This window comes from Afipia sp. OHSU_II-C1 (genome assembly GCF_000497575.1).
In the GTDB taxonomy this organism is placed as follows: domain Bacteria; phylum Pseudomonadota; class Alphaproteobacteria; order Rhizobiales; family Xanthobacteraceae; genus Afipia.
The window spans coordinates 93,991-113,034 of sequence record NZ_APJI01000030.1; the positions used below are offsets into that span (position 1 = coordinate 93,991).

The following is a 19,044-nucleotide window of genomic DNA, read 5'->3' on the forward strand; positions in this document are numbered from 1 at the left end:
GCAATGATCCTCGGGGTCGGGCACGATCTCTGCCAGGTGTTTCGCATTGAGCGCTCGCTCAAGAAACTGGGTGACGATTGGATGAACGAAGTGTTTACGACGGATGAGCGCAAGCTGTGCGAGCGAGGCATAGATCCGACCTTGCTGTTCGCCCGTGGCTTCTGCGGTAAGGAAGCTTGCCTTAAGGCGCTGGGTACGGGGCGGACCGCCGACATCGACTGGCACGACATCGAGGTCTTGCAAATCGGGCCGTCGGCCTCCTTACGGTTGTCCGGTGGAGCTCTTCAGGAGCTGAAAGCACTTACGCCTGCCGGCTATGAACCTGTCCTGCATATCGCTTGCTCGGGTGGGGCAGGTATCGCCCAGGCCATCGTCACCCTTTCGGCGGTCCCGCAGCGGTAATACTCGCTGCACTCATCGTGTCATAGCAGAGAGCTCTCTTCGGACGGCTTCGATGCTCGTGTCGAGATAATTGGCCAGATCGACAAGGTAGATTCCCTTTGCGCATTTCTGGCTAGATTAATCCGCACCAGCGGAATTGGAATTTCGCTCATGCTTAGTTTTGACGTTGTTAAAAAGCCGCGAAAGGACATCGCTAGCCTCGTCTTCCAGGTCGGTCTGTGAACGCTCGCAAACATCGATAAACGTCGACGAGATATACGACTGTTGCGCCGCTCAATCCGACCAGAGTTGCGATCGCAAGATTCTCACCGCTAAACAGCGCGCGAAAAATCGAAAATGATCCGGCTATAGTCGCTAGCAGTTGGCTGACTGATAACGAAAGAGACAAATCGGAGACAGTTGGCGAAAATAAGAGAAAAGGAGTCAGTTTGAGGACTGATAAGGAAAATCTGCAAAGCTTACCAGTAGTTTGATGCGTTCATCGCGTAGTGAAGCGTTATGGAATTTGGTACATCGCTAAGGTGCAATCGTCTCTATACTAGTTATGGGTATGAGGCGCGGACTCAATTACTCGTTGCTATTGCAACGACACCTGACCTCGACATTCTCCAAATCCGATCGTGGCATAACCCTTCCGCTCGCAAGACGCGGTCAGAATAATTTCGTCGCCATCCTCAAGAAAGGTCCGTTGCTCGCCGGATGGTAGCGAAACGGGGTCTCGTCCGCCTTGCGTCGTCTCAAGCAGGGCTCCACAGCCGTCCCGCTCGGAACCGGAGATCGTCCCCGTGCCCATGAGATCGCCCGGTTCGAGATTGCATCCATTGCTGGTGTGATGAGCAATGAGTTGTCTCGCCGTCCAGTACATGTGCCGCGCGTTTGAACGAGCCAGTCGAAACGGCTCCTGGCCGGCGGCTCTCATCCCGGGAGTCAGGATAAGGACATCGAGCCTGATGTCGAAAGCCCCGTTTGACTGGTCGGAATTGTCGAAGAGGTAAGGGAGGGGAGCCGGATCGCCTTGCGGTCGGGATGGCTGCTGGATTCGAAACGGGGCAAGCGCTTCTGGCGTGACGATCCACGGCGAAATGGTTGTCGCGAAGCTTTTTGCCAGAAACGGGCCGAGCGGTTGATACTCCCACGTCTGGATGTCGCGCGCCGACCAGTCGTTGAGGAGACAGACGCCGGCGATATGCTCCTCGGTCTCCGCAATCGAAATGGGCTCGCCGAGAGTGTTACCCGGTCCCACCCAAAGCCCGAGTTCCAGTTCGTAGTCCAGTCGCTTGCATGGTTCATATGATGGCGCATCGCTGCCCGCGATCTTGATCTGTCCATACGGGCGCCGGATCTCCCTCCCGGAAGGTACGATGGACGATGCGCGGCCGTGATAGCCGATCGGGACATACTTGTAGTTCGGCAGCAGTGGGTTCTCTGGCCGGAACAGGCGGCCGGTGTTCGTCGCGTGATGAATCCCGACGTAGAAGTCGGTGTAATTGCCTATACGGGCGGGAACCAGCACGGCGCAGTCCGCGGCCGGGTGAATGAAGCCTTCGATCTGGCGTTGTTCAGGGGTGCCTTCGCTCAACATCGCAAAGAGTTGCTTGCGCAGGGCGCGTCGCGGACCCGATCCGAGAGCGAGAAATCCGTTCAGCGTGCCAGCGGCCATCGCATCGACGGCACGCGCGGCTTCACCCGCGAAGAGACCGGACTCGCGGGCGGCATTGAGGTTTACGACCATGTCGCCTATCGCGACCGCGCCGCATGGCCGGCATCCGCTGATGGATACAACGCCGAAGGGAAGATTCTGGATCGGGAAATCCGGATGACTATTCGCAGATGCCACCCAGCTGCGCCGGGCAGCATCGTGGGTTTCGTCCAGCTCAGTCACATAGAGCCTTTCTTTGCTTTATTGGTTTTGGTGGTCTTGTGCCGGTCTGCGAGCGTTTTGCTTTTTGCTTTCGCGGATTTCAAACGCGCCCGCGGATTGGGGCTCGAAGGGGTAGGATTAAGCAGGCCGGCAGTCAGGAACGGGATAATGTGAGCCATGGCCTCGTCAGGATTCCCGAAGGACAGATCGTCGCCCAGGAGACGTTGCAAGCGCCCATTGTCAGCGCGGACATACAGCATGGCGCCGTAGATGCAGGCCAATTTCCAAAACAGGTCCTCGCGCGAGAGCCCTGGACACGCAGCAGTCAATGCATCGACGAAGTTCCGTCCGACTGAATCGTAGAAGTCAAACACCACATTGCGGACCTCCGGCGACGGGTCCATCGAGGCTTGCGCGGCAAGGACCTTAAAATGTCGTTCGCCTTCGGATTCGCCGAGGGCGAGGGTGGGCCCGATGAACGCGGTGAGAACCCTAGCGGGGTCCGGTGGCGTGTCATTCAGGGCTTCGGCCATGAGGCGTTCGCGATGTTTGTTGATAGGCCCGAGACGGCGCTCGAACACGGCGCGTATCAGGGCTGCCTTGGAGCCGAAATGGTAGTGCATTGCGGCACTATTGGCGCCCGCATCTTCCGTAATCATGCGCGTGGAGACGCCGTTGAAGCCGCGCTCAGCGAAAAGGCGCTCTGCAGCGTTCAGCAGCCGTTCCCGCGTGTCGCCGCCGGGCCGTTCGCGGACGTCGTTCATGGTTTTTTCTGCGAATGACATCGTTCTTTCGTCCCTCTGACGTGAGGGGAGACCGTACTACGATTCAAGACAAAATAGTAAGTCAATTGATTGTTTCAAGCAATCGATTGACTTATTTTTGAAGGCGTCAGATAAGGGAGGCCGTCAAGGGAGCTGGCGGTCGCGCAAGCGCGATCGCAGGGAAGGACGCGAATGCGCATCGTCGACCTGTCAATCAATATCGAGAACGACATAGTGGGCGATCCGGCCTTCTCGCGCCCCAAAATCAAGTATCTTGGGCACGACGACACCATCGATAGGATGCGGAATTTCTTTCCCGGCCTGACCAGTGCCAACCTGCCTGATGGCAAGGCGTGGGCCATCGAAAACGTCGAACTTACGACGCACAACGGTACGCATCTCGATGCGCCGTACCACTTCCATCCAACGATGAACCACGCGCTCTATCCAGGCGGCGAGCGTGCCATGACGATCGACGAAATCCCCCTCGATTGGTGTTTCCGCTCTGGCGTCAAACTCGATTTTCGCCACTTTGAGGACGGGTATGTCGCAACGGCTGACGATGTCAGGGCTGAGCTCGATCGCATCGGTTGCGAACTGAAGCCTTACGACATCGTGGTCGTGAACACGCGGGCAGGCGAGCGTTACGGTTGCGCCGATTATGTCGAAAGTGGTTGCGGCGTTGGCAGGGATGCAACGCTACACCTGCTGAAAGCAGGTGTGCGTATCACGGGAACCGATGCGTGGAGTTGGGACGCTCCGTTTCTTTACACTGCGAAGCGCGTCGCGGCGACTGGGGACTATGGTCTAATATGGGAGGGACACAAAGCCGGCCGCGAAATTGGCTACTGCCACATCGAAAAGCTGCACGCGCTCGAGTCGCTTCCGTCTCACGGATTCAAGATTGCGTGCTTTCCCGTGAAGATAAGGGGCGCTTCGGCGGGTTGGACGCGCGCTGTCGCGATCCTCGATGACTAGCGTTCGCTCCTTCCTGGGCTGGCTACGTATCAATCAAAAGAGTGATTCAATTCTATTTGGAGGAAATTATGGGGGCAATTAGCAGACGGCATTTTGGCTTCGGCGCGGCGGTTGCGATGTCGGTGCTGGCGCTTGGATCGCATGACGCGATCTCGCAAGCATCGGGCAGTGTTCCAATCGGCGTGATCTTCCCGACCAAGAGCATCATCGGCCGGCAGGGCGTTCAGGGTGCGAATATCGCAGCTGACTTCGTCAACGCGGATGGTGGCATCGGCGGCAAGCAGATCAAACTGATCGTCTACGATACCAACTTCGCGCCGGTGGAAGGCGTGGCGGCAATCCAGCGGCTTTTGACCCAAGATGACGTGCGTGTCGTGGTCGGAGAAATCTCCAGCACGGTCGCGTTAGCCGCGATTCCGGTTGCCAAATCCGAGGATGCGCTTCTGATGTTTTCTGTGCCAAAGCATCCGGACGTGACCAAGAGCGATTACGACCGCGTCTTTCGCCTCAATACTACAACGGTAATGGATGCGACATCCTTCAATGATTATTTGCTGAAGACCGTCGCGCCCAACAAGGTTGCCCTTCTTGCCGAGAACAATGATCTCGGCCGGCTCAGTATCGAGGACGCCAAGAAGAGCTTCGGCTCCAAGCTGGTCTTCACGGACATCTTCGAAGTCAAGCAGAGCGACTTCTCGTCGCTTGCGAGTAACACGCGCGGCTCGGGCGCCGATCTGGTCTGTATCGTTGCGAGCAACCCGGAGCAGTCCGGAAACCTCCTCAAGAGTATGGCGGATGTCGGCTTCGCGCCGAAGCGTTGCCTGATGCCGGGCCTTCTCAATAACGATGTGCCGAAGGTCGCCGGTAAAGCCGCGAACGGTGTTTTCTCAGAAGACATCTACTCGCCGTCGATCGATACCGATCTCAACCAGAAGTTCTTCAAGGCCTATGAGGCGAAGTACAACAGCGCTCCGGGAAAAATCGAGCTGCTCGGTTTTGAAAGCGTCTGGATCGTCGCCCAGGCCATGAAAAAGGCGGGCACTACGACCGATACGAAGAAGCTTGCGGAGGTGCTTCGTGCCAACAAATGGACGAGTCCGCGGGGTGCAGTGTCCTTCGATGCAACGGGGCAGGCATCCAGCGACCACGTTTATCGCGTCGAGGTGAAGGACGGTCATGTCGTCGCCACACAACGCTGACCCTTGGGGGTGGCTAATGGGAATCGATGATCATGTCTGACCTGATTTTGCAGCAGATTGCGAATGGCTTGTCGACCGGTATGGTCTACGCGCTGATAGCGCTTGGACTGACCATCGTCTTCGGCGTTCTCCATGTCATCAACTTCGCCCATGGCGAATTTTACATGATTGGAGCGCTTTGCTCGGTCTTGCTGACCAGCAGGTTAGGGATTCCTTACCTCCTGACCGTTCCTGTTGCCGCCATGGCGGGAACGGTTGCAGCGATCGTGGCCGATCGCGTAGGCGTCCGTCCGGTATTGCCGCAGCGGGACGGTCATTCCCTCGTTCTGATCACGACGTTTGCCATCAGCATGTTGTTCAACGAGTCGGTGCTCGCGACCGTCGGTCCGGGCCCCATACCGAGCCCTGGCATCGATAGCGGCGTGGTGTCGATCGGACCGGTGGCACTTAGTTCGCAGCGGTTGCTCGTCATCGTGCTCGGTCTGGCGCTTGTCGTCGGTCTGGAAATCATGCTGCAGACGACACGTTTCGGCCGTTCGCTCCGGGCTGTTGCGCAAAGCGCATGGGCTGCGGAAATCGTCGGCATCGATGTCCGGAAAATCGGGTTGCTGAGCTTCGCGCTCGCGGGATTGCTTGCGGGTCTCGCCGGCGCGCTCGTGGTTCCGATCGTGACCTTCAGTGCCGCGATGGGACAGCACGCGGTCATCAACGCATTCGTCATTGTCGTGATCGGCAGTATGGGCAACGTCGTCGGTGCTGTCGTCTGCGGCGTGGTACTCGGCATCTTGGAGTCGCTCTCAAGTATCTTCATGCCCACCGAAGTCTCCAGCGCCATCGTCTATTCGTTGCTTCTGGTGGCGCTTCTTGTGCGCCCTCAGGGTATGTTCGCGGGGAAGGCACGATGAGTCGTTCCTCTCTCTTATCTGTCGCAGCTCTCGTCGCGGCACTGGCCGCCGCAACGCTATTGCCGACCTACTATGCGAGCCTCGCCGCCTATGCGGTGGTGCTGGCGCTCCTTGGAACGGCCGTCAATATCACTGTTGGCTATCTCGGCTTGATCTCCTTTGGTCATGCGGCTTTCTTTGGGCTCGGAGCTTATACGGCGGGGCTTCTCGCCGTGAAGTGCGGTGTGAATTTCTGGGCCGCCACGCTGGTTGCGATCCTGCCGGGAGCGAGCCTCGGCGCGCTCGTGGGGTTCGCATCCTTGCGCGTCCGCGGGCCATACTTCGCTATTTCGACGTTGGTGACGGCCGAAATCCTGCGACTCATTGCGTCGAACTGGATTTCTCTCACGCGCGGTCCACTGGGCGTCATCGTTCCACGCCCGCGAATCTCTTTTCTTGAGAGTTTGGGACTTAACTTTGCCCAGTATCACCTGATCATCTGCATCGTGGCGCTCGCGCTCGTCCTCGAGGTTCTGCGGCGGCTCCTGTCCAGTCCTTACGGGCGTGCGTGGTTGGCTCTGCGCGATCAACAGGATCTCGCCGAGAGCGTCGGGATCGTCCCACTCAACCATCGGGTCGCCGCGATTGCCCTGTCGGGCGGAATTGCCGCGCTCGCAGGCGCGCTGCTCGTGCCGCGCATTCTGGTTCTAAGCCCCGATCTCTTCGGAACGATGTTTTCAGCTACGGGTCTGCTCGCTGCCATTCTCGGCGGAAAAGGAACGTTGATCGGACCGATATTTGGCGGCATCGCGTTTGCGATGGCGCCTGAACTTCTCCGCGCGATTGACACCTATAGGATCGCAGTCTTCGCTTTGCTTCTGCTTGTTGTCGTTCGCGTGAAGCCAGATGGTCTGGCTGCATTCCTGCCTCGCTCGCGTCCTGCGCCGGCGCTATCAGCTGCCGTGCCGCCCGCAGGCCAATCCCGGACAAAAGTCGCCAGCCTCGTGGTCTCGGACCTGTCGAAGCATTTCGGTGGACTCAAGGCCATTGACGACGTTTCATTCTCGGTCTCGCGCGGCAAAATTGTCGGGCTGATCGGTCCGAACGGCGCAGGGAAGACAACCTGCCTCAGCCTCGTCAGCGGCTTCATGTCTCCGACGACGGGACAGATTTCCCTCGGTAACGGCTGGCTCTCCGGCAAGGCCGCCGCGCAGGTCGCTGCCGAAGGTGTCGTTCGCACGTTTCAGCATACGACTCTTTGTCCGACGCTCAGCGCTTTCGATAATGTGTTGATCGGAACGCATCTGGTCATGCCGGAAACGCCCTGGTCGGCAATTTTCAGGACCCGAGCGTTCGTCGAGCGCGAGGCAACCCGAAAGGCATGGGCGCAGGCCTGTATCGAGACCGTGGAGTTGACGGACAGAAGTCAGTCGGATGCCGGCACGCTCGCCTATGGCGAGCAACGCATGCTTTCCATCGCGGTCGCTCTTGCTGCCCGCCCGGATTTCCTCCTTCTCGACGAACCCGGTGCTGGCCTCAACGCGACAGAGGCCGCTGCTCTTGCGGTGTTGCTGCGCCGTCTGAAGTCCGACGGATTGACCATCGTAATCATCGATCACAATCTTCGCATGATGATGGGCTTGTGCGACGAGTTTGTCGTGCTCCACCATGGCAGGAAACTTGCGCAGGGCGATCCCGTCGCCGTGCGCAACGATCCGGCGGTCGTGAAGGCCTACCTGGGCGAGAAGCGGTCGGGAGGAGCAAATGCTGCGGCTTGATGCACTCGAAGTCAGCTACGGACCGGTTGGGGCGGTTTCGGGCCTGAGCCTGAACGTGGCGCCCGGCGAGGTCGTTGCGCTGGTCGGCGCCAACGGCGCGGGGAAGTCGTCGACCTTGAAAGCCATTCTCGGACTGGTGAAGGCCCGTGGTTTGATCCAGCTCGATGGCGAGGAGATGGCCGGCATGCCCACGCATCTTCGGGTTGCGAGCGGGCTCGCGCTGTCGCCGGAAGGACGGCACGTCTTTCCGCAGATGAGCGTGCGAGAAAATCTTGAACTTGGAACCGTGAAGCGTACCGTCGGAGCGACGAAAGAGCTTCTCGATGAAATGATGACGATCTTTCCGAGACTCCGCGAGCGCATCAGCCAGCAGGCCGGAAGCATGTCCGGCGGCGAGCAGCAGATGGTGGCCATCGCGCGTGCGCTTATGTCCCGACCCAAGGTTCTGATGCTTGATGAACCGACCCTCGGTCTGGCGCCTCTGATCGTCGATCAGATCGGCGAACTCGTGCTGACCCTGAAAAAGCGTGGTCTCTCGATTCTGATTTCGGAACAGAACGCCGAGATGGCGCTCGACGTCGCTGACCGCGCCTACGTGCTCGAAACGGGGCGCATCGTAAAGTCCGGGGATAGTCGCGTGATCAAGGCCGATCCTGTCGTGCGCAGCGCTTACCTTGGGTTCGAAGAGGAGACGGTATGAAGCCCGCTGCTTTCGAACTGTTTCAGCCCGAGACCGTCGACGATGCGCTGAAAGTGCTCGCCGAGTATCAGGATGCCGATATCAAGTTGTTGGCCGGAGGTCAGAGCCTCATTCCGATGATGAACTTTCGCGTCGCGCAACCGGAATTCCTGGTGGATCTGGGACGCATTACAGAACTTCGGGGGGTCGAGGAGAAGGACGAGTTCATCTCAATCCGTCCCATGACGCGACACGCCGACGTCAAGGCGCATCCGCTGGTCGCCCGGCACTTGCCGCTAGTGCGCGAAGCCTACGAACATGTCGCGCACGCCACGATCCGCAATCGCGGAACGCTGGGTGGCAATCTTGCGCACGCCGATCCCGCTTCGGAAATGCCATGCGTGATGGTAGCATTGGACGCTAAATTCGTGCTGCGCAGCAAGACGGCGACGAGATCGCTCCCCGCGCGCGAGTTTTTTTTCGGTCCGTTTACGACCGCAATCGAACCCGACGAGTTGCTGGCGGAGATTCAGGTTCCCAAGGCTCAAGCCGGTGACCGGTTTGCCTTTGAGGAGGTGAGTCTGCGCAAGGGCGATTTCGCGATCTCGTCAGTCGCGGCCTGCATCGGTTTGGAAGGCGGCGTCTGCCATTCAGCCGGAATCGCGATCGGCGGCGTTGCCGGTACGCCAATCCATGCCGAGGCCGCCGAGGCTGCACTCGTGGGGGGCGTGCTTGCGCCGGAGTCGATCGCACAAGCCGCGGCCGCAATACTTGCGACCATCGAATTCGACGGGACCGCCACCATCAGCGCGGAGTACCGGCACGATTTGACGCGAACCCTGTTTGTGCGTGCGATCACTCGCGCTTCGTTGGTTGGAGGGAGATAAATTGGCAGGCATTCCGATCCAACTCATCGTCAACGGGGAGCCCGTGTCACGGACGGTCGAGCCGCGCATCCTGTTGTCTGACTTCATCCGTCAGGAACTTGGGCTGACCGGCACGCACGTCGGATGTGAACACGGTGTCTGCGGCGCATGCACCGTTCTGGTGGATGGGCGGACGGCGCGTTCCTGCCTGATGTTTGCGGCGCAGGCCGACGGCGCCACGATCGAAACGGTCGAAGGTCTTGCAACGGAAAGCAGTTCTCTTTCCGTTGTCCAGGAGGCGTTCCACGAAGCTCACGGCTTGCAATGTGGATTCTGTACGCCCGGCATGTTGATGACTGCGAGCGAATATCTGCGTACTGACGGTTCACCGGATCGCGAGAATATCCGTGAGGCTATTTCCGGCAACCTGTGTCGCTGCACCGGATATGAGACGATTGTAAATGCGATTTTCAAGGCAGCGCAGCGCCAGGCGGAGGAGCAGCGATGAGCGATCCAAAAGCGCGAAACGCACGCTGGGTCGGGCGTAGCGTTCAGAGGCGTGAGGACAGCCGCCTTTTGATGGGACGCGGGCGATTTACGGACGACGTATCTTTGCCCCGAATGGCGCATGCCGCGACTCTCGGATCGCCCCACGCTCACGCCCGCATCAAGTCGATCGACACCAGCCGCGCCCGCGCTTTGCCGGGGGTATTCGCGGTGTTGACCGGCCGTGAGGTCGCCGAACTTATCGGTCCGATGCCGACACTTTCCTCGCCGCCCGTGGTGCAGCACTGTGTGGCGGTTGAAAAGGTCAGGCATGTCGGCGAGCCGGTCGTGATCGTCGCGGCCGAGAGTCGCTACATCGCCGAAGACGCGGTTGCGCTGGTTGATGTCGAATACGACCCCCTGCCGGCCGTAGTGGACCCGGAAGCGGCGATAACGGCGACGGGAGACTCTCTCCTCCATCCCGACCGCGGCACCAACGTCGTCCACCGCAGTCATTATAAATGGGGCCCGGTTGATCAGGCTTTCTCCGAGGCCGCGCATGTCGTTCGGCGGCGTTTTCGCTGGCCGCGCGTGTCGCCGCAGCCAATCGAGACCTGCTCGGCCGTGGTTGATTTCGATCCCGCCGAGATCAAGTTCACGATTTATTCGAATATGTCGCAGCAGGGCGTTCTGGGTATGCGCCTTTCGGCCTCGCTGCATGTCGAACCCCATCAGCTCAACTTCCATATGCGTGACGTCGGTGGCAGCTTCGGCGGGAAATCCACGCTTTATCATGTGCCCATAATCGCAGCCGTGCTCGCGCGCGTCACGCGCCGGCCGGTCAAGTATACCGAAGATCGTGCGGAGCATCTGGCCAACGGCAACCAGCATGCCTCCGATCGCATCTATGACGCGGCACTCGCGATTGACAAAGACGGCCGCTTCACCGGCCTCCGGCTGAAGGTCATTGACGACTACGGCGCATATTTCCTGATGAACACCGGTTCGCATGGCAACGCACTGGCACAGGCGACGGGGCCGTACACCATTGAGGCGCTGGAATATGACCTGACATGCGTTCTGACGAACAAGACCAACCAGGCGCCATACCGCGGATTTGGCGGTGAAGTCGGAAACTTCGTCATTGAGCGGCTGGTGGACGCCGCCGCACGCGAGCTCAAAACCGACCCGGTCGCGTTGCGCCAGCGTAACTTCATTCCCAAGGACAAGTTTCCCTATCGCATCCCGAACGGAAATATCTACGACAGCGGAGACTACCAGCGCGTGCTTGGCCGTGCGCTCACGCTGGCCGAGCTCGATCATTGGCGCTCGATGAAGGGGATCGCGCGGCAACAAGGCAAGCGGATCGGGATTGGCCTCGCTACCGTCAACGAGCGAAGCGTTCTCAGCGTTACCGAGCTGTGGTTCCTCGACAAGGATCCGGTGTTTCCGCAGACGTCGAGCCCAGAGAGCGTGCAGATCAAGATGATGGGTGACGGCGCGGTCGTGGTCACGCTGTATGCGCCTCATTGGGGCAATAGCCCCGAGACTTCGGCGGTGCAACTCGTCGCCGAGAATCTCTCCGTCGATCCGTCAAGAATTTCCGTCAACTATGGATCAACCGAACACGGATTGATGTCGAAAGGGCCGGTCGGCAGCCGGTATACCGTCATGCTTGCCGGCGCCATCGCGGGAGCGTGCCGGGAGTTGCAATCGCGGCTCAAGCTGTTCGCGGCACATATGCTTGAAGTGGCCGAGGCGGAGCTCGAGATTTACGACGAGCGCGTCTATCGGCGATCCGAACCATCGAAAGCAAAGACCTTCGCTGAGATTGCGCGTGCCGCGCATAGTTTCCGCCTGTCATTCCCAAGCGATGAGCGTTACCACAGCGGTCTGGTCGCGCAGTACACTTACGATCATCCGCTGACGACGCTGCCGAAGCCTGACCGCTCCGATCTCGGGATATTCTACCCCATCGTCGGTCACGCCTGCCATGTCGTCGTGGTGGAAGTCGATGAGGCCACCAACAAGATCAAATTTCTGCGCTATGTCGCCGTGCATGACGCCGGGACGGTGCTCAACCCGAAACTGATCGACGGTCAGATTCGGGGTGGCATTGCGCAGGGGATCGGCACCGCCCTCTACGAGAAACTAGTCTACGACAGCAACGGACAGTTCTTGAGCGGCTCGCTGGCGGACTATGCGATTCCGACGTCGGAAGAGATTCCCGACATCATCGTCGACCATGTTGAAACGCCGTCGCCTTATACGGAATTTGGGATGAAGGGATGCGGCGAGGGAGGGCGACTTGCTGCGATGCCGGCGATCGCATCCGCGATCGACGACGCATTCAGCGATGAAGGCCTCTACGTCGATGAACTGCCCGTGACGCCTTCGTTCCTGCACGCGCTTCGTGCGCGGCGTGTAGGAGAGCAGGGATGATCGTACAGGGAGAGCGTATCATTGCGGTGGATCCCGCCGTGGTCTGGCGTCTGGCTCTTGATCCCGCCACGCTGAAGGCATGTATTCCAGGATGCGAAGATCTCGAACGCGCCGACGGACAAACCTATCGCGCGACCATGGTCGCGAAGATCGGGCCCGTGAAGGCGAGATTTTCCGGACAGGTTTCCATTGACGAAAGCGAGATGCCGTCGGCCTGTCGTTTGACGGGCGAGGGGTCGGGTGGCGTGGCTGGCTTCGCGAAAGGCCGCGCGCTGGTCCGGGTTCAGTCGAGCGACGGCGGCAGTCGCCTCAGCTACGAGGCGGATGTCAATATCGGAGGCAAGCTGGCATCGCTCGGCGAACGACTGTTCCGGAGCATCGTGGAGCGCAACATCGACAGCTTTTTCGACACGCTTCAGGACGTTTGCTCGAAGGAAGCCGCGGAATAGTCGTTGGATTTTTGCCTCGCATCGATTGCGTCGACGAGGATTTTACACTGGTAGGAAGCAGATACCATGGAGCCAATTGCGCCGTTCTCTCCTGCAGGCAAGATACGACTTGCGATAACGGTGGACGACTTGCTCCTATGGAAGGGAATACCTTGGGCCCCCGGGCATTCTCCGTATTCGGTCAGCAAGGCTCTCACCGGGGCGTTCTCAAGACACGCGGTCCATGGTGTCTACGCCTTTTCCGGTACTGCTCCGGCCGACAGCGATAATGATCTGCTCAAGGTGTTTGATGCGTGGGTCGAACGAGGTCACTACATCTCGAACCACACGCACTATCATGCCAACTTGAATTGGACAGAAGCGGATCATTACATTCGAGACATCGAGAAGACCGAAAGCATTATTGATCGATGGTCGCGCCAATCTCCGACTCGGTTCTTTCGCTATGCGATGGACAACTGGGGTAATACCCAGGCGAAATTTGATGAGGTTTCTTCTTATTTGACCAGAGCCGACTATCGAACGGCTCCCATCAGCGTTTGGTTTTACGACACGGAATTCCTGCCAGCGCATTATCGTGCAAGCTTGGCTCATGATGTCGCCGCGCTTCAGCACATTCGAAAAGTCTTTTCGAAAACTGCCTGGCAACAACTCAGAATTCAGTCTGCTGCGGCCAGAGCGATGTTCGGCCACGACCCTATCTACATCTGGCTTGTTCACGCAACTCCCCTTGCTGCCGAGTGCATTGATCGGATCCTCGATGGTTTCGCGATGGGGGGTGTCGAGTTCGTCGGGTTGGATCAGGCGATATCTGATCCCGTAAACCAGAGGCCAGTGCCTTTGATTACGGCTAGGTTTCTCAATCATATCCAGAAGTGGGCGGAAGTTCGAAAGTTAAGACTAGACGAATGCCCGCCGGCGGCAATCGACGAAATCGAGAGGATTTCCCCGATGACCGGCCTCTCTCGGCCTGAGGTCATGACTAAGGTATTCAAAGGCATCTGCGACGAAGTCGGCGGAGCCTACGTTCCGAAGGCGTATTAGAGCGAGAGCAGACATTGAAGAAAGTGGTGGTCAACGCCTATGGCGAACCTGAGGAAGTGGTTGAGTGTGTGGAAGTCGAGGATGTGGGAGTCCCCGACGGCGACGAGGTCGTTCTTCATGTCCTCGCCTTTCCCATCAATCCCGCCGATATCTCTTTCTGTCGGGGACGCTATCGACTCAAGCCTCCATTGCCAGCAACCCCCGGTGCGGAATGCGTCGGCAGGATCACCGCCGTCGGATCATTCGTAAGCTCTGTAAAAGTCGGCGACCTTGTGATCAACCTGGACCGCGAGAACTGGGCCCAGAAACGCCGGGTCAAATCCAATCGTGTCGTCGTGCTTCCCGCCGGAATTGATCCTTGTCAGGCTGCTATGTTGCGGATCAACCCACCTACCGCACGGCTACTTCTCGAGGACTTTGTTGAACTGAAGGAAGGGGACTGGGTTATCCAGAACGCCGCGAATTCATCGGTCGGTCAACTCGCCATCAAGTTGGCGCGCAGCCGCGGGATTCGCACCATCAACGTTGTCCGCTCGGAAGACGCATTCCCGACGCTGTACAAGCTGGGAGCCGATGTCTGCCTTATCGACAACGGTAATCTGGTTGCGCAGGTGCATGACGTCCTTCGAGGCGCTGATCTTCGCCTCGGCATCGATGCGGTTGCAGGAAGCGCAACCGCCAGATTGGCGAGCTGCCTTTCGCCCGGAGCCACTCTTTGTATCTACGGGTCAATGTCCGGAGATGCCATTACGATTGCTCCCTCCGAACTCGTATACCGAAACATTCACATGAGGGGCTTCATTCTCGGCCGTCATCTGGACGTCCTTTCGGAAGACCGCATCCGGTCGCTCTACAAGGAGATCATCGAGGATCTCGATCGGTTCGATTTCAAGATTCCGATCGAGCAGGTGTATCCGATCGAGAATATCGGACGCGCGATCGCCCACGCCCAGCGGTCGCGGCACGCTGGAAAAATTCTCGTAGCGCCGAACGGGTCTATTTAATTTAACGCGCGCGATGCGCTTGCCTTACAGTCAATTATTCAGGAGAACAGGTTATGCTAAAGATACGGACCTTTGTTACGGCGGTTGCGATGGTTGCATCAAGCGCCGTCCTCGCTCAAGATCCGGCTCCTCTCAAGATTGGGGCCATTCTCGACATGTCCGGCCTTTACGCGGACATCACGGGAGACGGCAGCGTCAAGGCCGCGCAAATGGCCATTGACGATTTTGGCGGCGAAGTCCTCGGGCGCAAGGTTGAACTGCTCTCTGCCGATCATTTGAACAAGGCGGATATCGCGGGGGCCACCGCGCGCGAATGGTTCGATAATCAAGGGGTAGAAGCGCTTGTCGATGTCGCCGCCTCGGCGACCGCCCTCGCCGCGAACGAAGTCGCCAGATCGCGAAAGAAAATCATTATGCTCAGCGGTCCGGGCGCAGTCACTCTCACGAATGAGGCATGCAGTCCTTATACCGTGCATTACAACTACGATACTTGCGCCCTTTCTCATGGCACAGCGCTCGCCGCTCTTAAGCAAGGCTACAATACCTGGTTCTTCCTGACTGCCGACTACGCCTTCGGCAGCGATCTGGAAAAGGACGCATCGGCCGTTGTGATTGATGGCGGAGGCAAAATCGTCGGGCGTGTGCGTCATCCGCTGAATACGGCGGACTTTTCGTCCTTTCTCTTGCAAGCGCAGGCATCGAAAGCGAAGGTCATCGGCCTGGCAAATGCCGGTGGCGACACGATCAACGCGATCAAGCAGGCGGCTGAGTTCGGCATCACCAAAAATCAGAAGCTTGTGGCCCTGCTCGCGTTCATCACCGACATCGAGAGCCTGAGCCTGCAAACGTCCCAAGGACTGCTCGTCACTGAAGCTTTTTACTGGGATATGAACGACGAAACGCGCGCGTTCTCGAAGCGCTTCGAAGCCAAGATCGGGCGCAAGCCGACGTCGGCGCAAGCTTCAATTTATTCGTCAGTCTTGACCTATCTGAACGCAGTGAAGAAAGCGGGAGCGACTAATTCAGACGCCGTGATGGTGGAGATGAAACGGGTACGCATAAACCACATGTTCGCCAAGAACGGATACATTCGCGAGGATGGCAGAATGATCCACGACATGTATCTCTTCGAGGTCAAGTCGCCGTCCGATTCGAAGGGGAAGTGGGATAATTACAAGCTTCTGGAGACTATCCCCGGAGATCAGGCTTTCCAGCCGCTTTCACTTTCGCGATGCCCCCTTGTGAAGAAGTGAGAGAGATCAGAGCCTAGTGTCAGCATTCCGCGTCGAACGCGGTCTTTTCATGCTTGGTCTCACGCCACGCGTCGATACGAATTCGGGGATCGCGGGCAAGAGCCGCCATCGCAAGACTGGAAGACCGCAGAATGGATCGCAAGACGCAGGCTGGGGCAGATCATGAAGGCAAGGGCGACCACCGCCAACGCGTAAATGACTGTTTCACCGCCATGGCCCAGAAAGAAGGCTGGCAAGCTTTGATTCACTTCGCCAAATTTCCGAATGACTAGCTGTTGCTACGTACCTTGGGCTGGGAAATATGCACGAGATCATCTGTCCCCACGGTGACAAGGCACGAAAGACGTTTAGTCCTCGCTTCTGGGTTGAGCCGCATGGTGATTGAAAGCTGCGGCGCTTTGCTTGCAGCGTGCCATCGCTGTTGTCAGAAGCTCGTCGCCCAAACCGCTTGATATCGGCATCGCTCGGGCGAGCACCAGTGCGCCAAGCATACGGCAAACCAAATCCACCGCCTCGCTTCGCGTGTCAGGTGTGTCGGGCAATCGGTTGGCGACTGAAACAATCATGCGATCGAGGCCATCCGCAAATACCTGCTTAACGGCCTCGGACTGTCGCACCACCTCGCCAGCTAGGGCTGCTGCAGGGCAGGTCGAACCCAGCGCTTTCCGCGCTTCGTCCGAGAGGTAATCCGAAATGAATTCGTCCATGGTCAAGGACTGCTCACGTTTGGCATCCATGACGAACACCACCACCGACGAGATCGAGAAGATCCGCAATGAACTGGGCGACCGCTACGCCGGGACTTTCGATGAAGTCCCTCAGCACACCACGCGGACCTCCGCTGTTGCTGGAGCCGCGCGGGCGCTTGACCTCAAGGCTGACCTTGTGGTCGCGGTGGGCGGCGGCTCCGTGGTTGATGCTGCGAAGATCATTCTGATGTGCATCGAGCACCAGATTACTGAAGAATCGGGCCTCGATGGTTTTGAAGTTGTTTCAACCCCACAGGGGCCACGTCCGGGACCTTTTCGCAATCCCAAGGTTCGAATGATCGCCGTTCCGAGCACACTTTCGGGAGGCGAGTATAACGCTGGCACGCTCGTGACCGATACACGGCGTAAACTAAAGCAGATCTTCCATCATCCCCTCATGATGCCTCGCTCGATCATTCTCGACCCCGAATTGACGCGACATACGCCAGAGCGATTGTGGCTCGGCTCTGGAACACGTTCAATGGATCACGGCATCGAGGCGGTTTGTTCGGTCAATGGCAACCCGCTGGTGGAAAGCGCGTGCCTTGGCGGATTGCGCTATCTCTATGACGGCTTACTTAAGAGCAAGGATAATCCAGACGATCTCGAGGCCAGACAGCTTTGCCAGTTCGGATCGTGGATGTCAGCTTTCGGACTTCAGTCACGTGTGCTGATGGGTGCAAGCCACGCCATCGGGCATGTGCTCGGCGGAACGTGCGAAGTTCCGCATTACCTCTGTACAGCGGTGATGATGCCTAGCGTACTGCGGTATAATGAGCCTGCCACCGTCAATGCACAGAAAAAGCTGGCGGAAGCATTTCGCTCGCCGGAAAGTAGCGCGAGTGAGGCATTTGCGGCTTTCATCCGGCGACTTGGTCTGCCCGGGCGGCTGGCGGACGTCGGCGTCAGCGAAGACAAATTCAATCTCATTGGCGAGAACGCGATGTTGTCGGTGTTCACACGTTCAAATCCGCGTCCAATCAAAGGGCCGCACGATATCGTAGAAATCTTGAAGCTGGCGGCGTGAAGGAGTCAGGCAGGGACTACGGAATCACACTGAAAAGGAAATAGCGGAAAGCTTATCAGTCCAGAGATGTAAAGCAGCGTTAGCTCACTTCGCATAATGAGCCGTTATGGAATGCGTCCTGGAGCAGCTCTCAATAACAAATGGAACGCTGGATATATCGCTTGCCCTGTCCATTTGAAACGAATGATCCGTTGCCAGCAGAGCTTGTCGAGCAACGTTTGACGGTGTTTGCTATCTACTCGAACGCCATCCTTTCAGCGCGGGAAGAGGCGAGAAATTGCGCTCCAAGAAAACCGACTGTGGGACAAGCGCTATACGATCGAGAACATCCTCGATGTTAGAAGCGACATTGGTGTGTGCGCCTTCGGCGAGAACCGTGTCGATGCTGGACGGCTAATTTGATTTCATCGCGGTCGCTTGGTGAAATAGGGCGCATCAGATTTAGCTCGGTTTATCAACGCCGGTTCGGAGCATGACGAGAATCTGCCTTGCGATCGATGCCGGCGTGTCGCGATCCTTCTTGTACCAGAATAACGACCAGGAGAGGGCCCCGATCAACGTAAGGCGGAGATAGCGTTTATCGACCTTGGGACGCAGCGGGAGTTCCTCGATCAGATCCGTGAAGATCTTTTCGTATTCATCGCGCAGGGAAATGACCCTAGCCTTTATGCTTTCCGGATAGTGCCAGGGAGGCATTACGAACAGGACCTGATTTGCGCGCCGCCAGTCGAGCAGACCGGTAATATGCGCAATGCACGCTGTTTCCATCCGCTGCCATGGATCGGTTTTCAGCGCGATGGCATCGTTCACGCGGCTGAGCAGTTCCACTCCGCCTTTCTCCCAGACGGCCCAGAGCAATTCCTCCTTTGAGTCGAAATGATAGTACATCGAAGCGGGCTGCATTTCGGCGGCGGCCGCGATGTCGCGCATCGACGCTCCGTCGAATCCCTGCTTGTTAAAGAGCGCCTCGGCGACAGAAATTATTCGCTCCCGCGCCTGCTCGCCCTTTGTCAGCTTCTGCTTTTCACCTGGCATCTTGTTGCTCGATTTGGCTTTTTTGGCCTTGGCCAGTGTCGTCGATGCCATGGAGGACCTCTTCTTCTCAGTGCTTGATTTTCTAACGATCGTTCGATAATAAAAATCTAACACCCGTTCGATAATAATAGTAACTTCAGATGA

General features: G+C 58.0%; 19 protein-coding genes. 15 read left to right on the top strand and 4 right to left on the bottom strand.

Annotated features, from left to right (window positions below):
• Nucleotides 1-3: 3 nt before the first annotated feature.
• Nucleotides 4-402, top strand: coding sequence for a holo-ACP synthase (locus I554_RS0125015; protein WP_024576227.1), 399 nt, complete (start codon nt 4-6; stop codon nt 400-402).
• A gap of 577 nt (nt 403-979) precedes the next feature.
• Here the strand turns inward: I554_RS0125015 and fahA are convergent.
• Together fahA and I554_RS0125025 are read right to left on the bottom strand one after the other, a co-directional pair.
• Complete coding sequence (fahA, locus tag I554_RS0125020; protein WP_024576228.1) at nt 980-2,284, bottom strand: fumarylacetoacetase; 1,305 nt, start codon at nt 2,282-2,284, stop codon at nt 980-982.
• On the bottom strand, nt 2,281-3,048 hold the full coding sequence (locus tag I554_RS0125025; RefSeq protein ID WP_051358605.1) for a TetR family transcriptional regulator: 768 nt from the start codon (nt 3,046-3,048) through the stop codon (nt 2,281-2,283). The genes fahA and I554_RS0125025 overlap by 4 nt, the downstream gene beginning before the upstream one ends.
• Before the next feature lie 171 nt (nt 3,049-3,219).
• Between I554_RS0125025 and I554_RS0125030 the strand changes: the two genes are divergently transcribed.
• The 13 genes from I554_RS0125030 (at nt 3,220) to I554_RS27445 (ending at nt 16,361) form a co-directional block, all read left to right on the top strand.
• Nucleotides 3,220-4,005, top strand: a complete 786-nt coding sequence (locus tag I554_RS0125030) for a cyclase family protein (protein ID WP_024576230.1) — start codon at nt 3,220-3,222, stop codon at nt 4,003-4,005.
• A gap of 68 nt (nt 4,006-4,073) precedes the next feature.
• On the top strand, nt 4,074-5,204 hold the full coding sequence (locus tag I554_RS0125035; RefSeq protein WP_024576231.1) for an ABC transporter substrate-binding protein: 1,131 nt from the start codon (nt 4,074-4,076) through the stop codon (nt 5,202-5,204).
• 32 nt (nt 5,205-5,236) lie between these two features.
• A complete protein-coding gene (locus tag I554_RS0125040) occupies nt 5,237-6,109 on the top strand; it encodes a branched-chain amino acid ABC transporter permease (protein WP_192817720.1) in 873 nt (290 codons plus the stop codon).
• Nucleotides 6,106-7,866: a branched-chain amino acid ABC transporter ATP-binding protein/permease gene (locus I554_RS0125045; RefSeq protein WP_024576233.1), complete on the top strand. Its 1,761-nt coding sequence runs from the start codon at nt 6,106-6,108 to the stop codon at nt 7,864-7,866. Before I554_RS0125040 ends, I554_RS0125045 begins: the two co-directional genes overlap by 4 nt.
• Complete coding sequence (locus tag I554_RS0125050; protein WP_024576234.1) at nt 7,853-8,566, top strand: ABC transporter ATP-binding protein; 714 nt, start codon at nt 7,853-7,855, stop codon at nt 8,564-8,566. Before I554_RS0125045 ends, I554_RS0125050 begins: the two co-directional genes overlap by 14 nt.
• The gene (locus tag I554_RS0125055; RefSeq protein WP_024576235.1) at nt 8,563-9,432 is read left to right on the top strand and encodes a xanthine dehydrogenase family protein subunit M; all 870 of its coding nucleotides are present in this window, start codon (nt 8,563-8,565) and stop codon (nt 9,430-9,432) included. Before I554_RS0125050 ends, I554_RS0125055 begins: the two co-directional genes overlap by 4 nt.
• A gap of 1 nt (nt 9,433) precedes the next feature.
• A complete protein-coding gene (locus tag I554_RS0125060; RefSeq protein WP_024576236.1) occupies nt 9,434-9,919 on the top strand; it encodes a (2Fe-2S)-binding protein in 486 nt (161 codons plus the stop codon).
• A complete protein-coding gene (locus I554_RS0125065; protein ID WP_024576237.1) occupies nt 9,916-12,339 on the top strand; it encodes a xanthine dehydrogenase family protein molybdopterin-binding subunit in 2,424 nt (807 codons plus the stop codon). Before I554_RS0125060 ends, I554_RS0125065 begins: the two co-directional genes overlap by 4 nt.
• On the top strand, nt 12,336-12,788 hold the full coding sequence (locus I554_RS0125070; protein ID WP_024576238.1) for a carbon monoxide dehydrogenase subunit G: 453 nt from the start codon (nt 12,336-12,338) through the stop codon (nt 12,786-12,788). Before I554_RS0125065 ends, I554_RS0125070 begins: the two co-directional genes overlap by 4 nt.
• A gap of 66 nt (nt 12,789-12,854) precedes the next feature.
• Nucleotides 12,855-13,832, top strand: coding sequence for a polysaccharide deacetylase family protein (locus I554_RS0125075; RefSeq protein WP_024576239.1), 978 nt, complete (start codon nt 12,855-12,857; stop codon nt 13,830-13,832).
• A gap of 23 nt (nt 13,833-13,855) precedes the next feature.
• The gene (locus tag I554_RS0125080) at nt 13,856-14,836 is read left to right on the top strand and encodes a zinc-dependent alcohol dehydrogenase family protein (protein WP_244432860.1); all 981 of its coding nucleotides are present in this window, start codon (nt 13,856-13,858) and stop codon (nt 14,834-14,836) included.
• A gap of 53 nt (nt 14,837-14,889) precedes the next feature.
• A complete protein-coding gene (locus I554_RS0125085) occupies nt 14,890-16,089 on the top strand; it encodes an ABC transporter substrate-binding protein (RefSeq protein ID WP_024576241.1) in 1,200 nt (399 codons plus the stop codon).
• Nucleotides 16,090-16,220: 131 nt separating this feature from the next.
• Nucleotides 16,221-16,361 (top strand): hypothetical protein, encoded by a 141-nt coding sequence (locus I554_RS27445; RefSeq protein ID WP_155848259.1) that lies wholly within the window; start codon nt 16,221-16,223, stop codon nt 16,359-16,361.
• A 75-nt stretch (nt 16,362-16,436) separates the two neighbouring features.
• Here the strand turns inward: I554_RS27445 and I554_RS0125100 are convergent, their stop codons facing one another.
• Entirely contained in the window at nt 16,437-16,826 is a 390-nt protein-coding gene (locus tag I554_RS0125100; RefSeq protein ID WP_024576242.1) for a hypothetical protein, read from the bottom strand.
• Between I554_RS0125100 and I554_RS0125105 the strand changes: the two genes are divergently transcribed.
• Complete coding sequence (locus I554_RS0125105) at nt 16,825-17,865, top strand: iron-containing alcohol dehydrogenase (RefSeq protein ID WP_244432859.1); 1,041 nt, start codon at nt 16,825-16,827, stop codon at nt 17,863-17,865. The genes I554_RS0125100 and I554_RS0125105 overlap by 2 nt on opposite strands.
• 441 nt (nt 17,866-18,306) lie before the next feature.
• On the opposite strand, the gene I554_RS0125110 is transcribed toward I554_RS0125105, so the two are convergent.
• Nucleotides 18,307-19,044 (bottom strand): TetR/AcrR family transcriptional regulator (locus I554_RS0125110; RefSeq protein WP_152527645.1); only part of this gene is annotated, 738 nt, incomplete at its 5' end.

Coding starts and splice junctions, on each gene's coding strand:
- I554_RS0125050 (WP_024576234.1), top strand. CDS start 7,853: ATGCTGCGGCTTGATGCACTCGAAGTCAGCTACGGACCGGTTGGGGCG.
- I554_RS0125030 (WP_024576230.1), top strand. CDS start 3,220: ATGCGCATCGTCGACCTGTCAATCAATATCGAGAACGACATAGTGGGC.
- I554_RS0125045 (WP_024576233.1), top strand. CDS start 6,106: ATGAGTCGTTCCTCTCTCTTATCTGTCGCAGCTCTCGTCGCGGCACTG.
- I554_RS0125085 (WP_024576241.1), top strand. CDS start 14,890: ATGCTAAAGATACGGACCTTTGTTACGGCGGTTGCGATGGTTGCATCA.
- I554_RS0125015 (WP_024576227.1), top strand. CDS start 4: ATGATCCTCGGGGTCGGGCACGATCTCTGCCAGGTGTTTCGCATTGAG.
- I554_RS0125040 (WP_192817720.1), top strand. CDS start 5,237: ATGTCTGACCTGATTTTGCAGCAGATTGCGAATGGCTTGTCGACCGGT.
- I554_RS0125105 (WP_244432859.1), top strand. CDS start 16,825: ATGACGAACACCACCACCGACGAGATCGAGAAGATCCGCAATGAACTG.
- I554_RS0125035 (WP_024576231.1), top strand. CDS start 4,074: ATGGGGGCAATTAGCAGACGGCATTTTGGCTTCGGCGCGGCGGTTGCG.
- I554_RS0125070 (WP_024576238.1), top strand. CDS start 12,336: ATGATCGTACAGGGAGAGCGTATCATTGCGGTGGATCCCGCCGTGGTC.
- I554_RS0125075 (WP_024576239.1), top strand. CDS start 12,855: ATGGAGCCAATTGCGCCGTTCTCTCCTGCAGGCAAGATACGACTTGCG.
- I554_RS0125055 (WP_024576235.1), top strand. CDS start 8,563: ATGAAGCCCGCTGCTTTCGAACTGTTTCAGCCCGAGACCGTCGACGAT.
- I554_RS0125100 (WP_024576242.1), bottom strand. CDS start 16,826: ATGGATGCCAAACGTGAGCAGTCCTTGACCATGGACGAATTCATTTCG.
- I554_RS27445 (WP_155848259.1), top strand. CDS start 16,221: ATGGATCGCAAGACGCAGGCTGGGGCAGATCATGAAGGCAAGGGCGAC.
- I554_RS0125025 (WP_051358605.1), bottom strand. CDS start 3,048: ATGTCATTCGCAGAAAAAACCATGAACGACGTCCGCGAACGGCCCGGC.
- I554_RS0125065 (WP_024576237.1), top strand. CDS start 9,916: ATGAGCGATCCAAAAGCGCGAAACGCACGCTGGGTCGGGCGTAGCGTT.